21 protein-coding genes are annotated in these 16,735 nt (G+C 66.0%); 17 read left to right on the forward strand and 4 right to left on the reverse strand.

Annotation, left to right across the window (positions count from 1 at the left end):
• Nucleotides 1-69 precede the first annotated feature (69 nt).
• Nucleotides 70-1,824 (reverse strand): methyl-accepting chemotaxis protein, encoded by a 1,755-nt coding sequence (locus tag AKN83_RS10155; RefSeq protein ID WP_050405744.1) that lies wholly within the window; start codon nt 1,822-1,824, stop codon nt 70-72.
• A gap of 203 nt (nt 1,825-2,027) precedes the next feature.
• Here AKN83_RS10155 and AKN83_RS10160 point away from each other — a divergent pair, with 203 nt between their 5' ends.
• From AKN83_RS10160 to AKN83_RS10190, 7 genes are all read left to right on the forward strand, one after another.
• Nucleotides 2,028-2,774, forward strand: coding sequence for a YebC/PmpR family DNA-binding transcriptional regulator (locus AKN83_RS10160; protein ID WP_050405745.1), 747 nt, complete (start codon nt 2,028-2,030; stop codon nt 2,772-2,774).
• A 229-nt stretch (nt 2,775-3,003) separates the two neighbouring features.
• Nucleotides 3,004-3,531 (forward strand): crossover junction endodeoxyribonuclease RuvC, encoded by a 528-nt coding sequence (ruvC, locus tag AKN83_RS10165; protein ID WP_050405746.1) that lies wholly within the window; start codon nt 3,004-3,006, stop codon nt 3,529-3,531.
• A gap of 292 nt (nt 3,532-3,823) precedes the next feature.
• Complete coding sequence (gene ruvA, locus AKN83_RS10170; protein ID WP_050405747.1) at nt 3,824-4,441, forward strand: Holliday junction branch migration protein RuvA; 618 nt, start codon at nt 3,824-3,826, stop codon at nt 4,439-4,441.
• Nucleotides 4,438-5,487, forward strand: coding sequence for a Holliday junction branch migration DNA helicase RuvB (gene ruvB, locus AKN83_RS10175; protein WP_050405748.1), 1,050 nt, complete (start codon nt 4,438-4,440; stop codon nt 5,485-5,487). Before ruvA ends, ruvB begins: the two co-directional genes overlap by 4 nt.
• Nucleotides 5,488-5,652: 165 nt before the next feature.
• Nucleotides 5,653-6,570, forward strand: coding sequence for a metallophosphoesterase (locus tag AKN83_RS10180; RefSeq protein ID WP_050405855.1), 918 nt, complete (start codon nt 5,653-5,655; stop codon nt 6,568-6,570).
• 35 nt (nt 6,571-6,605) lie between these two features.
• Nucleotides 6,606-7,088, forward strand: coding sequence for a tol-pal system-associated acyl-CoA thioesterase (gene ybgC, locus AKN83_RS10185; protein WP_430641513.1), 483 nt, complete (start codon nt 6,606-6,608; stop codon nt 7,086-7,088).
• Between the two features lie 80 nt (nt 7,089-7,168).
• Nucleotides 7,169-7,636: a nuclear transport factor 2 family protein gene (locus tag AKN83_RS10190; protein WP_050405750.1), complete on the forward strand. Its 468-nt coding sequence runs from the start codon at nt 7,169-7,171 to the stop codon at nt 7,634-7,636.
• 241 nt (nt 7,637-7,877) lie between these two features.
• Here the strand turns inward: AKN83_RS10190 and AKN83_RS10195 are convergent, their stop codons facing one another.
• Nucleotides 7,878-8,522: a glutathione binding-like protein gene (locus AKN83_RS10195; protein ID WP_050405751.1), complete on the reverse strand. Its 645-nt coding sequence runs from the start codon at nt 8,520-8,522 to the stop codon at nt 7,878-7,880.
• A 99-nt stretch (nt 8,523-8,621) separates the two neighbouring features.
• Between AKN83_RS10195 and AKN83_RS10200 the strand changes: the two genes are divergently transcribed.
• From AKN83_RS10200 to AKN83_RS10215, 4 genes are all read left to right on the forward strand, one after another.
• A complete protein-coding gene (locus AKN83_RS10200; RefSeq protein ID WP_050405752.1) occupies nt 8,622-9,281 on the forward strand; it encodes a TetR/AcrR family transcriptional regulator in 660 nt (219 codons plus the stop codon).
• Nucleotides 9,282-9,370: 89 nt separating this feature from the next.
• Entirely contained in the window at nt 9,371-10,021 is a 651-nt protein-coding gene (locus AKN83_RS10205; protein ID WP_050405753.1) for a dihydrofolate reductase family protein, read from the forward strand.
• Nucleotides 10,022-10,118: 97 nt separating this feature from the next.
• Nucleotides 10,119-10,538: an ArsR/SmtB family transcription factor gene (locus AKN83_RS10210; RefSeq protein ID WP_050405754.1), complete on the forward strand. Its 420-nt coding sequence runs from the start codon at nt 10,119-10,121 to the stop codon at nt 10,536-10,538.
• Nucleotides 10,519-11,010: an SRPBCC domain-containing protein gene (locus AKN83_RS10215; protein WP_206600781.1), complete on the forward strand. Its 492-nt coding sequence runs from the start codon at nt 10,519-10,521 to the stop codon at nt 11,008-11,010. The genes AKN83_RS10210 and AKN83_RS10215 overlap by 20 nt, the downstream gene beginning before the upstream one ends.
• A 114-nt stretch (nt 11,011-11,124) precedes the next feature.
• Here AKN83_RS10215 and AKN83_RS10220 read toward each other — a convergent pair whose 3' ends face one another.
• Nucleotides 11,125-12,090, reverse strand: a complete 966-nt coding sequence (locus AKN83_RS10220) for a 2-hydroxyacid dehydrogenase (RefSeq protein ID WP_050405755.1) — start codon at nt 12,088-12,090, stop codon at nt 11,125-11,127.
• Nucleotides 12,091-12,179: 89 nt separating this feature from the next.
• Here AKN83_RS10220 and AKN83_RS10225 point away from each other — a divergent pair, with 89 nt between their 5' ends.
• From AKN83_RS10225 to AKN83_RS10250, 6 genes are all read left to right on the forward strand, one after another.
• Complete coding sequence (locus AKN83_RS10225; protein ID WP_050405756.1) at nt 12,180-12,467, forward strand: hypothetical protein; 288 nt, start codon at nt 12,180-12,182, stop codon at nt 12,465-12,467.
• 186 nt (nt 12,468-12,653) lie between these two features.
• A complete protein-coding gene (locus AKN83_RS10230) occupies nt 12,654-13,022 on the forward strand; it encodes a YciI family protein (RefSeq protein ID WP_050405757.1) in 369 nt (122 codons plus the stop codon).
• On the forward strand, nt 13,019-14,296 hold the full coding sequence (locus tag AKN83_RS10235; protein WP_050405758.1) for an RNA polymerase sigma factor: 1,278 nt from the start codon (nt 13,019-13,021) through the stop codon (nt 14,294-14,296). Before AKN83_RS10230 ends, AKN83_RS10235 begins: the two co-directional genes overlap by 4 nt.
• 351 nt (nt 14,297-14,647) lie before the next feature.
• Nucleotides 14,648-15,058: a DoxX family protein gene (locus AKN83_RS10240; protein ID WP_050405759.1), complete on the forward strand. Its 411-nt coding sequence runs from the start codon at nt 14,648-14,650 to the stop codon at nt 15,056-15,058.
• 34 nt (nt 15,059-15,092) lie between these two features.
• Complete coding sequence (locus tag AKN83_RS10245) at nt 15,093-15,629, forward strand: SRPBCC family protein (protein ID WP_050405760.1); 537 nt, start codon at nt 15,093-15,095, stop codon at nt 15,627-15,629.
• Nucleotides 15,630-15,706: 77 nt separating this feature from the next.
• The gene (locus tag AKN83_RS10250) at nt 15,707-16,117 is read left to right on the forward strand and encodes a VOC family protein (protein ID WP_050405761.1); all 411 of its coding nucleotides are present in this window, start codon (nt 15,707-15,709) and stop codon (nt 16,115-16,117) included.
• Between the two features lie 148 nt (nt 16,118-16,265).
• On the opposite strand, the gene AKN83_RS10255 is transcribed toward AKN83_RS10250, so the two are convergent.
• A complete protein-coding gene (locus AKN83_RS10255) occupies nt 16,266-16,703 on the reverse strand; it encodes a hypothetical protein (RefSeq protein WP_050405762.1) in 438 nt (145 codons plus the stop codon).
• Nucleotides 16,704-16,735 lie beyond the last annotated feature (32 nt).

Raw genomic sequence — 16,735 nt, forward strand, 5'->3', positions numbered from 1 at the left:
TTGGCAGTGCCTGTAGCCCGGATGCAGCCAACGGGGCGCACGTTCGCGCGACCCCCATCCGGACCCCGTTCAAAGCTTGTAGGCGGTGCGGAAGGCGCCCCAGTGCCGGCCGCGGACGCGGATCGGCACGTCGATCTCGCGCATCATCACGGTGGTGCCGCCTCCCATGTCGCGCGCGTAGCTTTGCACCAGGTAGGCGCGCTCATTGCGCGCGGCGGCGAGGCCGGCGGGGTCGTTGAAGATGCGGCGATTGCGGCAATTGGCGGTGTTGTAGGCGACGTCGCCCGGCCGCTGCGGCTGCGAGTAGATCTTGTTGTGGACCGGCAGATAGCCGTTGCGGTCGACCGTCGCGCAGAATGCCAGGCGCTTGTCCTTGGCGAGGAACGCCTCGAGCGGAGCGGGCAGCGCGCGGTCCGCCCAGTCCAGCATCTTGGTGCGGTACTGCACCGGATTGGTGCCCGGTATCTCGACATAGTCGGTGTCGAACATGTCGGCGATCGTGATCGCGCCGCTGGCCAGTCCGTTCTCGAACAGTCTGCTCAGCGCGCGGCCGGCTTCCATCGCGCGGGTGACGAGTTCGGCGTTCTCCTCGTGGATCGCCCACATCCGGTCTTCGATCTTTTCGCGCAATTCGGCGGTCGCGGCCTCGAAGCGCGCCTGGCTGCCTGCCTTGGCGCGGTCGCCGATCCTGATCCGGCAGGCGCCGATGTCCTGGAGGGTCGCGCTCAGGGTCTCATGGGCCGGCAGCTTCTCGGCATCGGGCCCGCCGATCAGGATGCCGTCCATCGCGATCTCATAGACCGGCGCGGTGATGTTGCCGCGCGCGGTCGTGATCTCGATTCTGAGGCTGCAGGGCAGGCGCTCGTTCTTGCGCGGATCGCCGCGCTCGTCCTGGCGCAGCAGCACCGCGCAGCGCGCCTTCAGCTTCTGGGCGAAGGCGGTCACCGCCTTGCCGGCCTTGGCGACATTGTCGCCATGCGCGGCGGCTTCCCGCGTCGCGCTGTCGATCTCGCCGGCGCTGGTGCCGACCGAGACGATGAAGTGGGAGGCGGAGGCTGCATTCTGGCCCATCTCGCCGGTGATCTGGTTCTGCTCGGCGACCGCGCCGTTGACGTTCTCGAACACCGGCCGGATCTTCTCGATCGCCTGCGAGATGCGGTGGACGGCGTCCGCCGATCCGGTGGCGTCCTTCTGCAGCGCCTCGATCTTGCGGGTGATCTCCTCAGTGGCGCTCTGGGTCTGCACCGCCAGCGCCTTGACCTCGGTGGCGACCACGGCAAAGCCCTTGCCGGCCGCGCCGGCGCGCGCAGCTTCAATGGTGGAGTTGAGCGCGAGCAGCGTGGTCTGCCGCGCGATCTGCGCGATCAGATTGACGACATTGCCGATCGCGGCCGAGGATTCGCGCAGGCGATCGACATTCGCGGTGGCCTCGCGCGCCGCCGCCGCGGCATCGTCGGCGAGCTGGCTCGCGCTGCGCACCTGCGCGCCGATGCCTTCGGCGGAATGGGTGAACCGGTCGGCGGCTTCGGAGAATGTCGTCGCGGTGCTCTGCGCATCGCTGCTGCGCCCGGTCAGCGCGTCGGTGCGGGCGCGGATCGTCGCGAGCTTGGCGGCCGTCGCCTCGGCGCCGTCGGCCACCGCGCCCGCAGCGCGCTCGAGCTGGCGGATCATAGCCCCTAGCTCGAGTTCCAGCAGCTCCAAGATTTCCTTCGACGAATCAGTCTCGGTCGAGACCTCGGGCGCGGTTGCCGCGGCCGGCACCAGTGGCGCGGCGACAGGCGCAGCCGGCTCCGGCTCTTGCTTTCGAAACAAACCGAACGCCATGGGGGGCTCTTGGAAAGTTGCGGCGGGACGGGGCGATCCTCGCATCCGGGCATGAAGTCATGGTTAACAAGTGCCTCATATTCCGGCTTGCGGTAGTATTCTCGGGCCAGACGACCCCTGCCGACCTTTGATTTTGACCGCCAGGGGCCTATAAGGCCGCGTTTTCCACCCCTGTTCAGACCCTAGGCTCGAAGAGACGTCGCATGGCCGGCCATTCCCAATTCAAGAACATCATGCACCGCAAGGGCCGGCAGGATGCCCAGAAGTCGAAGCTTTTCGGCAAGCTGGCCCGCGAAATCACCGTGGCGGCCAAGCTCGGCACCCCGGACCCGGCGATGAACCCGCGGCTGCGCGCCGCCGTGGTTGCAGCGCGGGCCGAGAACATGCCCAAGGACAATATCGACCGCGCCATCAAGAAGGCCGCGGGCAATGAGGGCGAGAACTACGACGAGATCCGCTACGAGGGCTATGGCCCCGGCGGTGTCGCCGTGATCGTCGAGGCGCTGACCGACAACCGCAACCGCGCCGCCTCCGACATCCGCTCGTTCTTCACCAAGTCGGGCGGCAATCTCGGCGAAACCGGCTCGGTCGCCTTCATGTTCGATCGCACCGGCATCATCGAATACGACGCCAAGGTGGCCTCCGACGATGCGATGCTGGACGCCGCGATCGAGGCCGGCGCCGACGACGTCGTCTCCAGCGAAGGCGGCCACGAGGTCTACGCCTCGCAGGACACCTTCCGCGAGGTCGCAAAAGCGCTGGAAGCGAAGTTCGGCGAGCCGCGCAAGGCGGCGCTGACCTGGAAGCCGCAGAACACCGTCGCGGTCGACGACGAGACCGGCGAAAAGCTGCTCAAGCTGATGGACCTGCTCAACGAGCACGACGACGTGCAGAACGTCTACGCCAATTTCGAGGTGTCCGACGCGCTGATTGCAAAGATGGGCGGGTAAGAGTCGCGTTCATCGCCCCAAGCTCCAATGTCATCGCCCGACTTGATCGGGCGATTCAGCATTCCAGAGGCCGTTATTTGACCCGAGAGGCCGCGGCGTGCTGGATCCCCCGCTTTCGCGGGGGATGACGAGCGAGGACGGGATCACGAGCGGAGCCGACGGCGACCGCGGCAGGGGATGGGCTTCCGTTTGTGTTTCGTTCTCGCAGGCCAGGCGGTATCACTACCCCATGACATCCCAGCCGATTCGCTCTCCCGTCCGCATCATCGGTATCGATCCGGGTCTCCGCCGCACCGGCTGGGGCGTGATCGAGACCGAGGGCAACCGTCTGGTCTATATCGGCTGCGGCTCGGTCGAGCCGCCGGACGATCTGCCGCTGGCGAGCCGGCTGCTCGCGATCCATGAGGGGCTGGCCGCCGTGCTCGGCGACTTTAGGCCGGCGGAGGCCGCGGTCGAGCAGACCTTCGTCAACAAGGACGGCGTTGCCACGCTGAAGCTCGGCCAGGCCCGCGGCGTCGCCATGCTGGCGCCCGCAATGTTCGGTATCTCGGTCGCCGAATACGCGCCGAACCAGGTCAAGAAGACCGTGGTCGGTGCCGGTCACGCCGAGAAGAACCAGATCAAGGTGATGCTGAAGATCCTGTTGCCGAAGGCCGAACCGCCGTCCGCCGACGCCGCCGACGCGCTCGCGGTCGCGATCACCCACGCCCATCACCGCCAGAGCGCCGCACTCCGGCTCAGGGTGGCGAGCCTATGATCGGCTATTGCAACGTAGCGCAACGTGAGGAGCGCACGCTCGTCAGGCTCCCTCCCCCCTTGCGGGGGAGGGTTGGGGAGAGGGGTGGACCCCGGGCGAGACGATTGCTGAGCGCATCGCCCTCGCAAAGTCGGCTACCTGTGGTCGGAACGGAAATTGACAGAGCGCGTCGTGTGGTACCCCTCGCCCTAACCCTCCACCGCAAGGGGGGAGGGAACCCTTCCGCCAGTGCGTCCCCTACTAGTGCGGGTTCATCCGAACACGGTGCGCGCGTCGAGCCTGGGTCACCATCATGATCGGCAAGCTCAAGGGCCTGATCGATTCCTATGGCGAGGACTACGTAATCCTCGACGTCGGCGGCGTCGGCTATCAGGTGCATTGCGCGAGCCGCACGCTGCAGGCATTGCCGTCGCCGGGCGGCGCGGCGGTGCTCTCGATCGAGACCTATGTCCGCGAGGATCAGATCAAGCTGTTCGGCTTCCGCTCAGATCTCGAGCGCGAATGGTTTCGCCTGCTGCAGACCGTGCAGGGCGTCGGCGCCAAGGTCGCGCTCGCGGTGCTCGGCACGCTGCCGCCGACCGATCTCGCCAACGCCGTCGCGCTGCGTGACAAGGCGGCTGTGGCGCGGACGCCCGGTGTCGGGCCGAAGGTCGCCGAACGCATCGTCAGCGAATTGAAGGACAAGGCACCGGGCTTTGCCGATGTCGATCCCGCGGTGGTGCATCTCTCGGGCGCGATCGACAACAACCGCGCGCCGCGTCCGGTCACCGACGCGATCTCCGCGCTGGTTAACCTCGGCTACGGCCAGCCGCAGGCCGCCGCCGCGATCGCCGCTGCCTCGCGCAGCGCCGGTGAGAGCGCCGAGACCGCGCAGCTGATCCGGCTTGGGCTTAAGGAATTGTCGAAGTGAACACGCCCTCGCGCATGGTCTCGCCCGAACGCCGCTCCGACGATGTCGGCGACACCGCGCTGCGTCCGCAGTCGCTGACGGAGTTCGTCGGCCAGGCCCAGGCGCGCAAGAATCTCTCGATCTTCATCGAAGCCGCCAAGAAGCGCGGCGAGGCGCTCGATCACGTGCTGTTCGTCGGTCCCCCCGGCCTCGGCAAGACCACGCTGGCGCAGATCGTCGCGCGCGAGCTCGGCGTCGGCTTCCGTGCCACCTCCGGCCCCGTGATCGCGAAGGCTGGCGACCTCGCGGCGCTGCTCACCAATCTGGAAGAGCGCGATGTGCTGTTCATCGACGAAATCCATCGCCTGAGCCCAGCGGTGGAAGAAGTACTCTATCCCGCGATGGAGGATTTTCAGCTTGATCTGATCATCGGCGAAGGCCCTGCGGCGCGCTCGGTCAAGATCGAGCTGTCGAAATTCACCCTGGTCGGTGCGACGACGCGCGCGGGCCTGCTCACCAATCCCTTGCGCGATCGCTTCGGCATTCCGGTCCGGCTCAACTTCTACACCGTGGAAGAGCTCGAGAAGATCGTCACCCGCGGCGCCCGCGTGCTCAACATCGGCATGAGCCCCGACGGCGCCAACGAGATCGCGCGCCGCGCCCGCGGCACGCCGCGCATCGCCGGCCGCCTGCTGCGCCGGGTCCGCGACTTTGCCTCGGCAGCCGATGCCGATGCCATCGACCGCGGCATCGCCGACCGGGCGCTGAGCGCGCTCGAGGTCGACAGCGCCGGGCTCGACGCGATGGACCGGCGCTATCTCACCACCATCGCCTTGAACTATGGCGGCGGGCCAGTCGGCGTCGAGACCATGGCCGCAGCGTTGTCGGAGCCGCGCGATGCGATCGAGGACATCATCGAGCCCTATCTGATCCAGTGCGGCTATCTGCAGCGCACCCCGCGCGGAAGACTGCTGACCTCACATGCCTTCCGCCATCTCGGCCTCGCCGAGCCGAACCGCGATCCCGCGCAGTTCGGCCTGTTCGGCGGCAATGGCGATGAGGATTGAGGCGAGCGCTCTCGAAGACGTGAAAAGACGTGTTGTGCCCGCTAACCATTGCGACGTCTCTGCGGGTCCTCTGCACAAACACGGCCCAATTTCGCTCTAATCAAAGGGCCTATGATCGTCCGGAGCGCCTTCCAGGAGGCGCCAGGCATCACCGATCAAGCGTCCATGATTTCACGTCGACATTTTCTTCGCGGCTTCGGCGGATTGACCGCCGCCACCGCCTCGACCGCAGCCTACGGCCTGAGCGAGCCGGTCGTCCGCCTCACGCTGACGCGCTACGATCTGTCGCCGCGGCAATGGCCGGCCGACTTTCCGCTCAGGATCGTCGCGCTCGCCGACATTCACGCCTGCGATCCCTGGATGTCGCTCGATCGCATCGCGGAGATCGTCGAGCGCACCAACGCGCTGAACCCCGACATCATCGTGTTGCTCGGCGACTATGTCGCGGGACTGCGCCACGTCACCCGCTTCATTCCGGCTTCCGAATGGGCCGCGGTGCTCAGGGGCCTGAAGGCGCCGCTCGGCGTCCACGCCGTGCTCGGCAATCACGATTATTGGGAAGACAAGACGGTGCAGCGCCTGGGGCAGGGGACACCCGTCGCGCGCCGCGCGCTGGAGCGCGCCGGCATTCCGGTCTACGAGAACGACGCGGTGCGGCTCACCAAGGACGGTCGCCCGTTCTGGCTTGCCGGTCTCGGCGACCAGCTCGCCTTTATGGCGGCGCGGCGCTATCGCGAGGTCCGGCGCATCGGCGTCGACGATCTCAACGCGACGCTCGCAAAAGTCACCGACGACGCGCCGGTGATCCTGCTCGCGCACGAGCCCGATGTGGCGCTCCGCGTGCCCTCGCGCGTCGCGCTGCAACTGTCCGGCCACACCCATGGCGGGCAGATCCGGCTGCTCGGCTGGTCGCCCGCGGTGCCGGTGAAGCACGGCATGCGGCTCGCCTATGGCCACATCAAGCTGAAATGCGACGTCGTCGTCTCCGGCGGCCTCGGCTGCAGCATCATGCCGTTCCGCCTCGGCGTGCCGCCGGAGATCGTGCAGGTCACGCTCGGCGCAAAGGGGCCGGTGCTGTCCTGATCGCGCTTGCGTGATCGCGCAATTTGCGCAAAACGATGGTTCTCACGAGGGCAATCGAGGGGCCGCACTTGACCTTACCCCATATCGACGGCGCGATCCGCGATGGCCGACATCATATGCAGGTCCGTGTCTACTACGAAGACACCGATTTTTCCGGCATCGTCTACCACGCCAATTATCTGCGCTTCATGGAGCGCGGCCGCACCAATCATCTCCGCTTGATGGGCGCCGAACAGAACGCGCTGTTCGAGGAGACGCAGGAGGAGACCGGCGGCTTCGCCTTCGTGGTGCGCTCGATGACGCTGGACTTCCTGAAGCCCGCGCGAATGGACGACATGCTCGACGTCGTGACCTGGCCGATCGCGGTGAAGGGTGCCTCCATCATGCTCGCGCAGGAGGTCCGGCGCGGCGATGACGTGCTCGTGAAGGCGCAGGTGCGCGTCGCCTTCGTCAGTCAGGGCAGGGCACAGCCGATTCCGAAGTCCATTCGCGCGCTGATGAAGGCCGATCTGGCTTAACTATCGGGCGATAGGAAACACCCCATCGACTCTCCGTCGCCCGGCGATAGATTTGCCTGGCAAACATTGAGGGATCGCCGATGTCACGCCCGCCGCTGCCGCCCTTTACCCGCGAGACCGCCGCGCAGAAGGCGCGCATGGCGGAGGACGCCTGGAATTCGCGCGACCCGGTCCGGGTTGCCGGCGCCTATACCGAGGACAGCCGCTGGCGCAATCGCTCCGAGGTATTTCAAGGCCGCGAGGCGATCGTGGCCTTCCTGACCCGCAAATGGGAGAAGGAGCTGGAGTATCGCCTGATCAAGGACCTCTGGGCGTTCGACGGCAATCGCATCGCGGTGCGCTTCCAGTACGAATGGCACGACGTCGGCGGCAACTGGTTTCGCTCCTACGGCAACGAGCAGTGGGAGTTCGACGAGCACGGCCTGATGCGCCGCCGCGAGGCCTCGATCAACGACATCGCGATCGCAGAGAAGGACCGCCGCTTCCACTGGCTCGCGCCGGGTCCGCGTCCGGCCGACGTGCCCGGGTTGGGGCAGGAGCCGTTCTGATCGCTGCGCTCGATCCGGGCTCAGGGTGAGGCGGGAGCCGGGCCGTCGTGCTTCGAGACGCGCGTTCCGCGCTCCTCAGCATGACGGTCATGAGATTGAGCGTTCAGCTAGAGCTAAGCGTGCAGATGTTCGCTCCGTCACCCCTGCGCAAAGGCTTCGCCTTTGTCGCTGGAGGTGCGAGCGGAGCGAGCCTCGAAGTGTGGACGGCCCCACGCTCGGAGCCGTCGCCTTTCAATGTGCCTTACGCCGCCGCCTTGTGCCGGGCGATCTCCGCCTTGTAGAGCTCGAACTCCTCCGCGACCGCTTTCGCGACCGACGGCCGGGTGCGCAGGCGCTCGTAATAGGCCTTCAGCGCCGGCCACTTTGAAAGCTCGATCGGCGGCGTTGCCATGGTCCAGTTGATGACAGTGACGAGATAGGCGTCGGCGACGCTGAAATGATCGAGCAGGTAGTCGCGGCCCTTCAGGTGGTCCTCGAGATAGTCGAGCCGCGAGACGTATTTCTCCAGCGCGTAGGTCTTGGCTTCCGGCGGCGCCTTCTTGTCGAGCAGCGGCAGGAACAGGCCCTTGTGCAACTCGGTGCCGATGAAGCACAGCCATTGATGCAGCTTCGAACGTTCGGCGCTCGATGCGGTGCCGATGCCGGCGCGCGGGAACTGGTCGGCGACATATTGCAGGATCGCGGCGTTCTCGGTCAGCACCACGCCGTCGTCGGTGCGCAAGGTCGGCACCAGCCCGAGCGGGTTGACCTTGTTGAAGTCGGTGCCGTCATTGCGCACCTGTTTGGTCTTCGGATCGACCTCGAGATAGTTGGCCGGCTGGCCCGCTTCGTACAGCGCGACGCGGGTCGCCATCGAGCAGGCGAGCGGCGAGAAATACAGGTCCATGGTGCCTCCTTGGGGCGAGTCTGGCGCGGGTGTCCCGGCCATTGTTGATTTTTGTACTGTCTTGGATAATATTGAGGGCGTCAAGGAATTTAATGCGAAATGGTACAAAAAAGTAAGAGGCCGCCATCTGCTGCAAGAAGTGCGACGCCCGTCGAACCGAAGCGGCGCGGGCGGCCGCGCGCCTATGAGCCCGATGTGGCGCTCGGCAAGGCGCTCGATCTGTTTCGCCGCGACGGCTTTGCCGCGACCTCGCTCGATGATCTGAGTGCTGCGACCGGCATGAACCGGCCGAGTCTCTATGGCGCGTTCGGCGACAAGCGCGACCTCTACATCAAGAGCTACCAGCGCTACCGCGACGATGCGCGCGCGTCGATGGCCGACATCTTTCGCGCCGAGGCGCCGCTGCGCGAGCGGCTGGAGCGCATCTACCGGATCGCGCTCGACATCTATCTCTCCGGCGAGTCCGGTCCGCGCGGCTGCTTCACGGTGATGACAGCGGCGTCCGAGGCGGTGTCGGATCCGGATATCCGCAGCATGGTGGTGGAGGGCCTGACCGAACTCGACAAGGCGTTCGGCATTTGCTTCCGCCATGCCAGGGAACGCGGCGAGCTGCCCGAGGGCGCCGATCCGGCGGCGCTGGCGCATCTCGCCTCCGCCACCATCCACACCATCGCGATCCGTGCCCGCGCCCGCGTGCCGCGCGGGGAACTCGAGGCGATCGTGAAGGGCGCCGTCGACGTGCTGTGCGCGGCCAAATAGCCGCCGCGAATTTCACCAGAGCAAATGTCGGGAGCTGGTTTTCCGGGCCGTCCTCGGTCAGGTCTCCTCGCACACGGAAGCGGAACTTCATGGGAAAGCTCAGGACTTCACTCTTCATGGTATCGATCGACGGATTTGGCGCGGCGCCGCGCCAGAGCCTGGAAAATCCATTCGGCGAAGGCGGTCTCGCGCTGCCCGCCGCCTGGTTCTTCGAGACGCGAACATTTCGCCAGATGACCGGACAGGACGGCGGCACCACCGGGCTCGACGACGAGATCGCCCGCAAGTCGATGCAGAACATCGGCGCCTGGATCATGGGCCGCAACATGTTCGGACCGATTCGTGGGCCGTGGCCCGATCATTCGTGGAAGGGCTGGTGGGGCGACGTACCGCCATATCACACGCCAGTGTTCGTGCTGACGCATCACGCGCGGCCCGACCTTCCGATGGCGGGCGACACCACGTTTCATTTCGTCACCGACGGCATGCTTGCTGCGCTGGAGCGGGCGCGCGCCGTTGCCGGCGACAAGGACATCCGGGTCGGTGGCGGCGTATCGGTGGTGCGGCAATTCCTCCAGGCCCGTTTGCTCGACGAACTGCAATTGGTGATACCGCCGGTCTTGCTCGGTGCCGGCGAGAGCTTGTTCGCGGGGCTCGACCTGCCCGCGCTCGGCTATGGCGTCGTCTCGCATGTCGCGAGCCCGAACGCCACCCACGTCACCTTCGCGCGCAAGCCGTAGGTCGCAGTCTCCGCGTCAGCGGCCAAAATAGGCCGTTGACGCGACCGCTTTTTGGTCGTACTTAACCCAAAGGTTATTTAACCAATGAGCTAAGTAGATGCCGCTCGATCCCCTCAGTTCGACCTTCGCGGCGCTGGCCGATCCGACCCGGCGCGCGATCCTGGCGCGGCTCGCGCTCGGCGAAACCTCGGTGATGGAGCTGGCAAAACCATTCGATATGAGCCTGCCGGCGATCTCCAAGCACCTGAAGGTGCTGGAGCATGCCGGGTTGATCTCGCGCGGGCGCGAGGCGCAGTGGCGGCCGTGCCGCATCGCGCCGGACTCGTTCAAGCAGGTCGACGGCTGGCTCGGGAATTTCCGTCGTTTCTGGGATGAAAGCTTCAACCGCCTCGACGGCCTGCTCGAGGAGATGAAGGCGGAGGAGGCCGCGAAGGCCCCGCCGCGCAGCAACCGCAAGGTCAGCAACCCTAAAGTCAGAGTAACCAAGGAGAAGCAACGTGGACGCACGCGTGGATAAGACGCTGAGGATCACGACCCCATCGGATTTCGAGTTCGCCATGACGCGGCAGTTCGACGCGCCGCGGCGCTTCGTGTTCGACGCGATGACCAAGCCGGAATATCTGGTGCGCTGGCTCGGCTGCGAGACGCTCGCAATGCCCGTGTGCGAAGTCGACCTGCGCGTCGGCGGAGCCTATCGGTTTGTGTTCCGCTCTTCCGAGGGCATCGAGCATGAACTGACCGGCACCTATCGCGAGGTGGTGCGCCCGGAGCGGCTGGCATTCGGCGAGACCTTCTCGATGCCGGGCTTCACCAGCGACGAATATCTCGTCATCTCGACCTTCATCGAGGAAGCCGGCACCACCACGTTGACCACCACCATCCGCCATCCGACCAAGGAAGCGCGCGACGGCCATCTCAATTCGGGCATCGACAAGGGCGTCGCGCCGGCCTACGACCGGCTCGCGGAGGTGGTTGCCGGGATGGGCTAAGGCGCCTGTTGTCTCGCATCCGCCATTGCGAGCGACGCGAAGCAATCCATCTGACCGTGTTTGCGGTGGCATGGATTGCTTCGTCGCTTCGCTCCTCGCAATGACGGCTTCGCGCTAATACCCCCGCTTGCGATCGACCATGTTCTCCAGCTCCCCGCCTTGCTCGAAGCGCGCGATCTGTTGCGCGACGTATTTCGAGATCTCGTCGGCGTCGGTGTCGGCGGCGTTGTGCGGTGTCAGCACCACCTTCGGATGGCTCCAGAACGGGCTCGCCTCGGGCAGCGGCTCGGTCTCGAAGACGTCGAGCGAGGCCGCGCCCAGCGTGCCGTCATCGAGCGCGCGCAAAATGTCCGCTTCGTTCTGCAATCCGCCGCGGCCGGCATTGATGATGACAGGCGCGCCGAGCGGGCTGCTGCGGTTCAGTTTCACGAACGCGTCGCGGTTCAGCACGTGCCGGGTATCCGGCGTCAGCGGCAGCAGGCAGACCAGGATGTTGGTCTCGCGCAGGAACGCGTCCAGCCCGTCAGTGCCGTGATAGCAGACGACGCCGTCGATCCGCTTCTCGCTGCGGCTCCAGCCGACGACGCGGAAGCCGAGCGCGCGCAGCGCGTGCGCCGAGGCGGCGCCGAGGGTGCCGAGCCCCATCACCCCGACGGTGATCGCGCTTGCCGCCCACTGATAGTCCGGCGCCCAGCGCTTCAGGCGCTGCGACTCGCGCAGATATAGCTCCTGGCGGTGATGCATCAACACATGCAGCACGACATATTCTGTCATGCGGTCGGTGAGATCGGAGACCGAAACCCGCACCAGCGGCACGTCGGGCAGCGAGCGGTCCGCCATCAGTGCGTCGACGCCGGCGCCGAGGTTGAAGATGACGCGCAGGTTCTTGAATGCCGCGAGCTCGCCCGGCTTCGGCTTCCATACCGCGGCATAGTGCACCTCCGCGGGATCGAGCGCGCCGTCCGGCAGCAGCACCACGCGGCGGTCCGGGCAGACCGTGTCGAACCGCGCTTTCCAGCGCGCCGACGACCAGTTTTCCGAGCCGCCATTGATCAGCAGCGCCAGTGCGCCCTTACCCATCGGGATACCTCCAACTTCAATGTGATATTCATCACAGAACGGGCGTGGCCCGCCCCTTAGTCTCCTGCCATCAACCGGGGAGAACTTCCATGCGCAAGCTGATCCTGATCGCGGCTTTCATCGCAGTCGCCGCCACCACCGCTCACGCCGGCCAGAGTCGTGGCCTTGTGCTCGCAAACGCCGACACCCCCGCTCAGACGCAATCGGCCGTTGCGCCTGCTCCCGCCGAAGCCCAGCCGGGCCCGTCGCAGGTGCAGCCTGCCGATGCGCCGCGGCCGCAGGCGTCGCGTCCGGTGAAGAGGAGCCAGGCCAACCGCCGGGAGAGCGACGAGGCCAAGGCGCGCCGGATCGCCGCCCGCTACGGCGTCTATTGGTGATCGCGGCATCGTCGTTACGGCGATGGCCTGACGCGCCATCGCGGCCTCAGCCCTCGGTCTTTCGCGCTGTGCGCCGAGGCTTCGGCGAAATCCGTCGCCGGCATCCGGAACCCAAATTTCTTTCGCGCCGCCTGTCGGCAGCGGGCATAATCGTTCGTTCTTGCAATGAACGGAGATGCCTTTTCGATGCTGTACGCCATCCTCTGCTATCATGACGAAGACCTAGTCGGTTCCTGGAGCAAGGAACACGACGCGTCGGTCATGCAGAAATTGTCCGTCGTGCAGGACAAGCTCGCCAAGCAGGGCAAGCTCGGCCCGGTGGCGCGGCTGCTGCCGACCACCGCGGCGACCACGCTGCGCAAGGAAAACCCGCCGCTGGTGCTCGATGGCCCGTTCGCCGAAACCAAGGAGCAGCTGCTCGGCTTCTATCTGGTCGAGGGCAAGAACCTCGACGAGGTGCTCGACATCGCGCGCGACCTCGGCGAGGCCAATCCCGGCGGCACCTACGAAATCCGCCCGGTCGGCTACTTCACCCCGGGGAGTGCAAAGCCGTGAGCCTGACCGACACCGCCTGGATCGATGCCGCGCTGACGTCGGCGCGTCCCCAGGCGGTTGGCGCGTTGCTGCGCTACTTCCGCAATCTCGACACCGCAGAGGAAGCATTCCAGAACGCCTGCCTGCGGGCGCTGAAGAGCTGGCCGCAGAACGGCCCGCCGCGCGATCCCGCGGCGTGGCTGATCATGGTCGGCCGCAACGTCGCGATCGACGAGGTCCGCCGCAACAAGAAGCAGCAACCGCTGCCCGAGGACGACCAGGCGATTTCCGACCTCGAGGACGCGGAGGAGGAGCTCGCCGAGCGGCTCGATGGCTCGCATTACCGCGACGACATCCTGCGGCTGCTGTTCATCTGCTGCCACAAGGACCTGCCGGCGACGCAGCAGATCGCGCTCGCGCTGCGCATCGTCTCCGGCCTGTCGGTGAAGCAGATCGCGCGCGCCTTCCTGGTCTCGGAAGCCGCGATGGAGCAGCGCATCACGCGGGCCAAGGCGCGCGTCGCCGACGCCAATGTGCCGTTCGAGACGCCGGGCGCCGTCGAGCGCAGCGAGCGGCTCGCCTCGGTCGCGGCGATGATCTATCTGATCTTCAACGAGGGCTATTCGGCGAGCGGCGACACCGCGGAGATCCGCTCGCCGCTGTGTGAGGAGGCGATCCGCCTCGCCCGCCTGCTGCTGCGGCTGTTCCAGAGCGAGCCGGAGATCATGGGGCTGACGGCGCTCCTGTTGCTGCAGCATGCCCGAGCCGCGGCGCGCTTCGACGCCGACGGTCAGGTCATCCTGCTCGACGACCAGGACCGCAGCCTGTGGAATCAGAAGCTGATCGCCGAAGGCCTCGCGCTGATCGACAAGGCGATGCGCCACCGCCGCAGCGGGCCCTACCAGGTGCAGGCCGCGATCGCCGCACTCCACGCCCGCGCGGAAAAGGCAGAGGATACCGACTGGACCCAGATCGACCTGCTCTACGGTGCGCTCGAGATCATGCAGCCGTCGCCGGTGATCACGCTGAACCGCGCCGTTGCGGTCTCCAAGGTGAAGGGGCCGGCGGCCGCGCTCGAGATGATCGAGCCCTTGGCGCCGCGGCTTTCCAATTACTTCCATTATTTCGGCGTGCGCGGCGCCTTCCTGATGCAGCTCGGCCGCAACGAGGAGGCCCGCGTCACTTTCGACCGCGCTATCGCGCTCGCCAACACCACCGCCGAAGCCGCCCATATCCGCATGCATATCGATCGCCTGATGCGCGACAGCCAGCCGCGCAATGTGAAGGCGAAGTAGCGCTCGCTTGGTCGTGCCTCGTTCGCGTGTGCGTTGAGAGACTTCCCGTGCGACACCCCTCTCCCTATCCCTCCCCCGCAAGGGGGGAGGGAACCCTTCCGCCGGTGGCTTCTCACGTCGATATTGGCATGCACCGATTTTTCGCGACCGCGCGCAAGTGAGGTGAGCACGCTGGTCAGGCTCCCTCCCCTTGCGGGGGAGGGTTGGGGTAAGCCCCCGGCGCGCTGATCGACGCGTGCATCGCTCGCGCAAGTCCAGTCGTCGCTGCAAAAAATCTTCGCCACCCCGTCGGCGCCGCACTGCTCCATTCGTCATGAAGGCAGAGCATCACCAAGCGTTACGGAGCCTGCCATGCCTGTCATCGTCGACACCGAAATCTCGAAGCCCGCCCGCATCACCGGCCGCGTCTTGAGCGGCGTGGTCGTCCTTTTCCTGCTGTTCGATGGCGCGATCAAGCTGCTGCCGTTGTCCGTCGTCACCGAGACCATGGACAAGATGGGCTACGGCGCGAGCGATACGCTGGCGCGCAGCCTCGGCATCATCACCATCGTCTGCACGCTGCTGTACTCGGTGCCGCCGACCTCGATCCTCGGCGCCATCCTGCTCACCGGCTATCTCGGCGGCGCGATTGCCTCCCATGTGCGGATCGGCAGCCCGCTGTTCACCCACACGCTGTTCGGGCTCTATCTCGGCCTGATGGTCTGGGGCGGGCTCTATCTGCGCGACGGCAATCTGCGCGCGCTGCTTCCGTTCCGCCGCTGAGCTATCGTCCTCATTCATTTGCGTGGAGACTGTCATGTTCGAGACCATTGCCATCATCGCGGTCATTCTCGCGGTCGCGATTGCCGTCATCCTCGTCCTCGCGGCGACCAAGCCGAGCACATTCCGCGTCACGCGCACGACCAGCATCAATGCGCCGGCCGAGCGGATTTTTCCGTTGATCGACGATTTCCGTCAGTGGACGGTCTGGTCGCCCTACGAGAATCGGGATCCCGACATGAAGCGCACCTATGACGGCGCCGGGCGCGGGCAGGGAGCGATCTATGCCTGGGACGGCAACAAGAATGTCGGCACCGGCCGGATGGAGATCCTGCAGTCGTCCGCGCCGTCGAAGATCGTGATCAAGCTCGACTTCCTCAAGCCGTTCGAGGGCCACAACACCGCCGAGTTCACAATGCTGCCGCAGGGAGATGCGACCAGCGTCACATGGACCATGTATGGTCCGGCCGTCTTCATGTCGAAGGTGATGCAGGTGTTCATGAACCTGGATCACATGATCGGCAAGGATTTCGAGGCCGGTCTCGCCAATCTGAAGAAGCTGACGGAAAAATAGCGCGTTTTCGAGCGAAGTGGTTTAACGGTTCGCGTGAAGAAGCGCCTCAAAACCAGAACCTACCCAGGGAGCATGTGATGCAGGTCAATCCTTATCTCTCCTACGACGGCAATTGCGGCGCGGCGCTGAACTTCTATCAGAAGGTTCTGGGCGCACGGATCGAGGAATCCTTCCCCTACGGCGAGGGCAACGCGGAGATGCAGACGCCGCCGGGCTGGAAGGACAAGATCATGCATGCTCGCCTCTCGATCGACGGCGAGATCATCATGGCCTCCGACGCCCCGCCCGGTCACTTCCAGAAGCCGCAGGGTTTTCACGTCGCGCTGCAGGTCGAGGATCCCGCGGAGGCCGAACGCCGCTTCAAGGCGCTGTCCGAAGGCGGTACGGTCACCATGCCGTTCGGCAAGACCTTCTTCTCCAACGGCTTCGGCATGTGCGTCGATCAGTTCGGCATCCCCTGGATGGTGAACTGCCCGCAGCAGATGTAGGCCGGCACACGCGCCGCCGTAGAATTGTAGAACGTCGTGTGGGTTAGCCAAAGGCGTGACCCAGCGCCGGTTTCCCGTCTGCGCAAGCGCCTGTGGGCGACAAGCGTGGGTTACGCTTCGCTAACCCACCCTACATCAGCTACGCAATTCACCGGCACCGCGGATAGATCGCGTCGAGCTCGCGGCCGCGCAGCAGCAGCAGGCGCGAGGTCAGGCCGCCGCGGCGCACGATCCAGCCGCGCACTGGCGCCGGATAGGCCTCCAGCACCGCCTCGGATGCTTCCGGTTCGGCATAGGTCCGGCCGCGCCGGTCGATCGAGCGCGCGGCGTGGAAGCCGAGCACGGCGCGCCGCGTCACGCAGATGCGGTCGCCCGGCACCATCGACAGCACCAGCGTGCAGGCCGACAGGCACGGCCCGTCGATCACCACGCGCCCGCCGGACTCGCGCACCTTGTCGAACAATTCGATGAACGGGCCGACCTGCCCGCCGGGGCTGGCGAGGATGCGGACCTCGGCATGCGCGAAGGAAATGTCCGCGAAAAGCGCCGCCAAGCCCAAGATCGTCGAGATCGCCCCGGTGCGCATTCGGCGGTTCCTTCGGTTGACGTCGTCCAGCT

Origin of the sequence: Bradyrhizobium embrapense (assembly GCF_001189235.2) — a bacterium.
In the GTDB taxonomy this organism is placed as follows: Bacteria; Pseudomonadota; Alphaproteobacteria; order Rhizobiales; family Xanthobacteraceae; genus Bradyrhizobium; species Bradyrhizobium embrapense.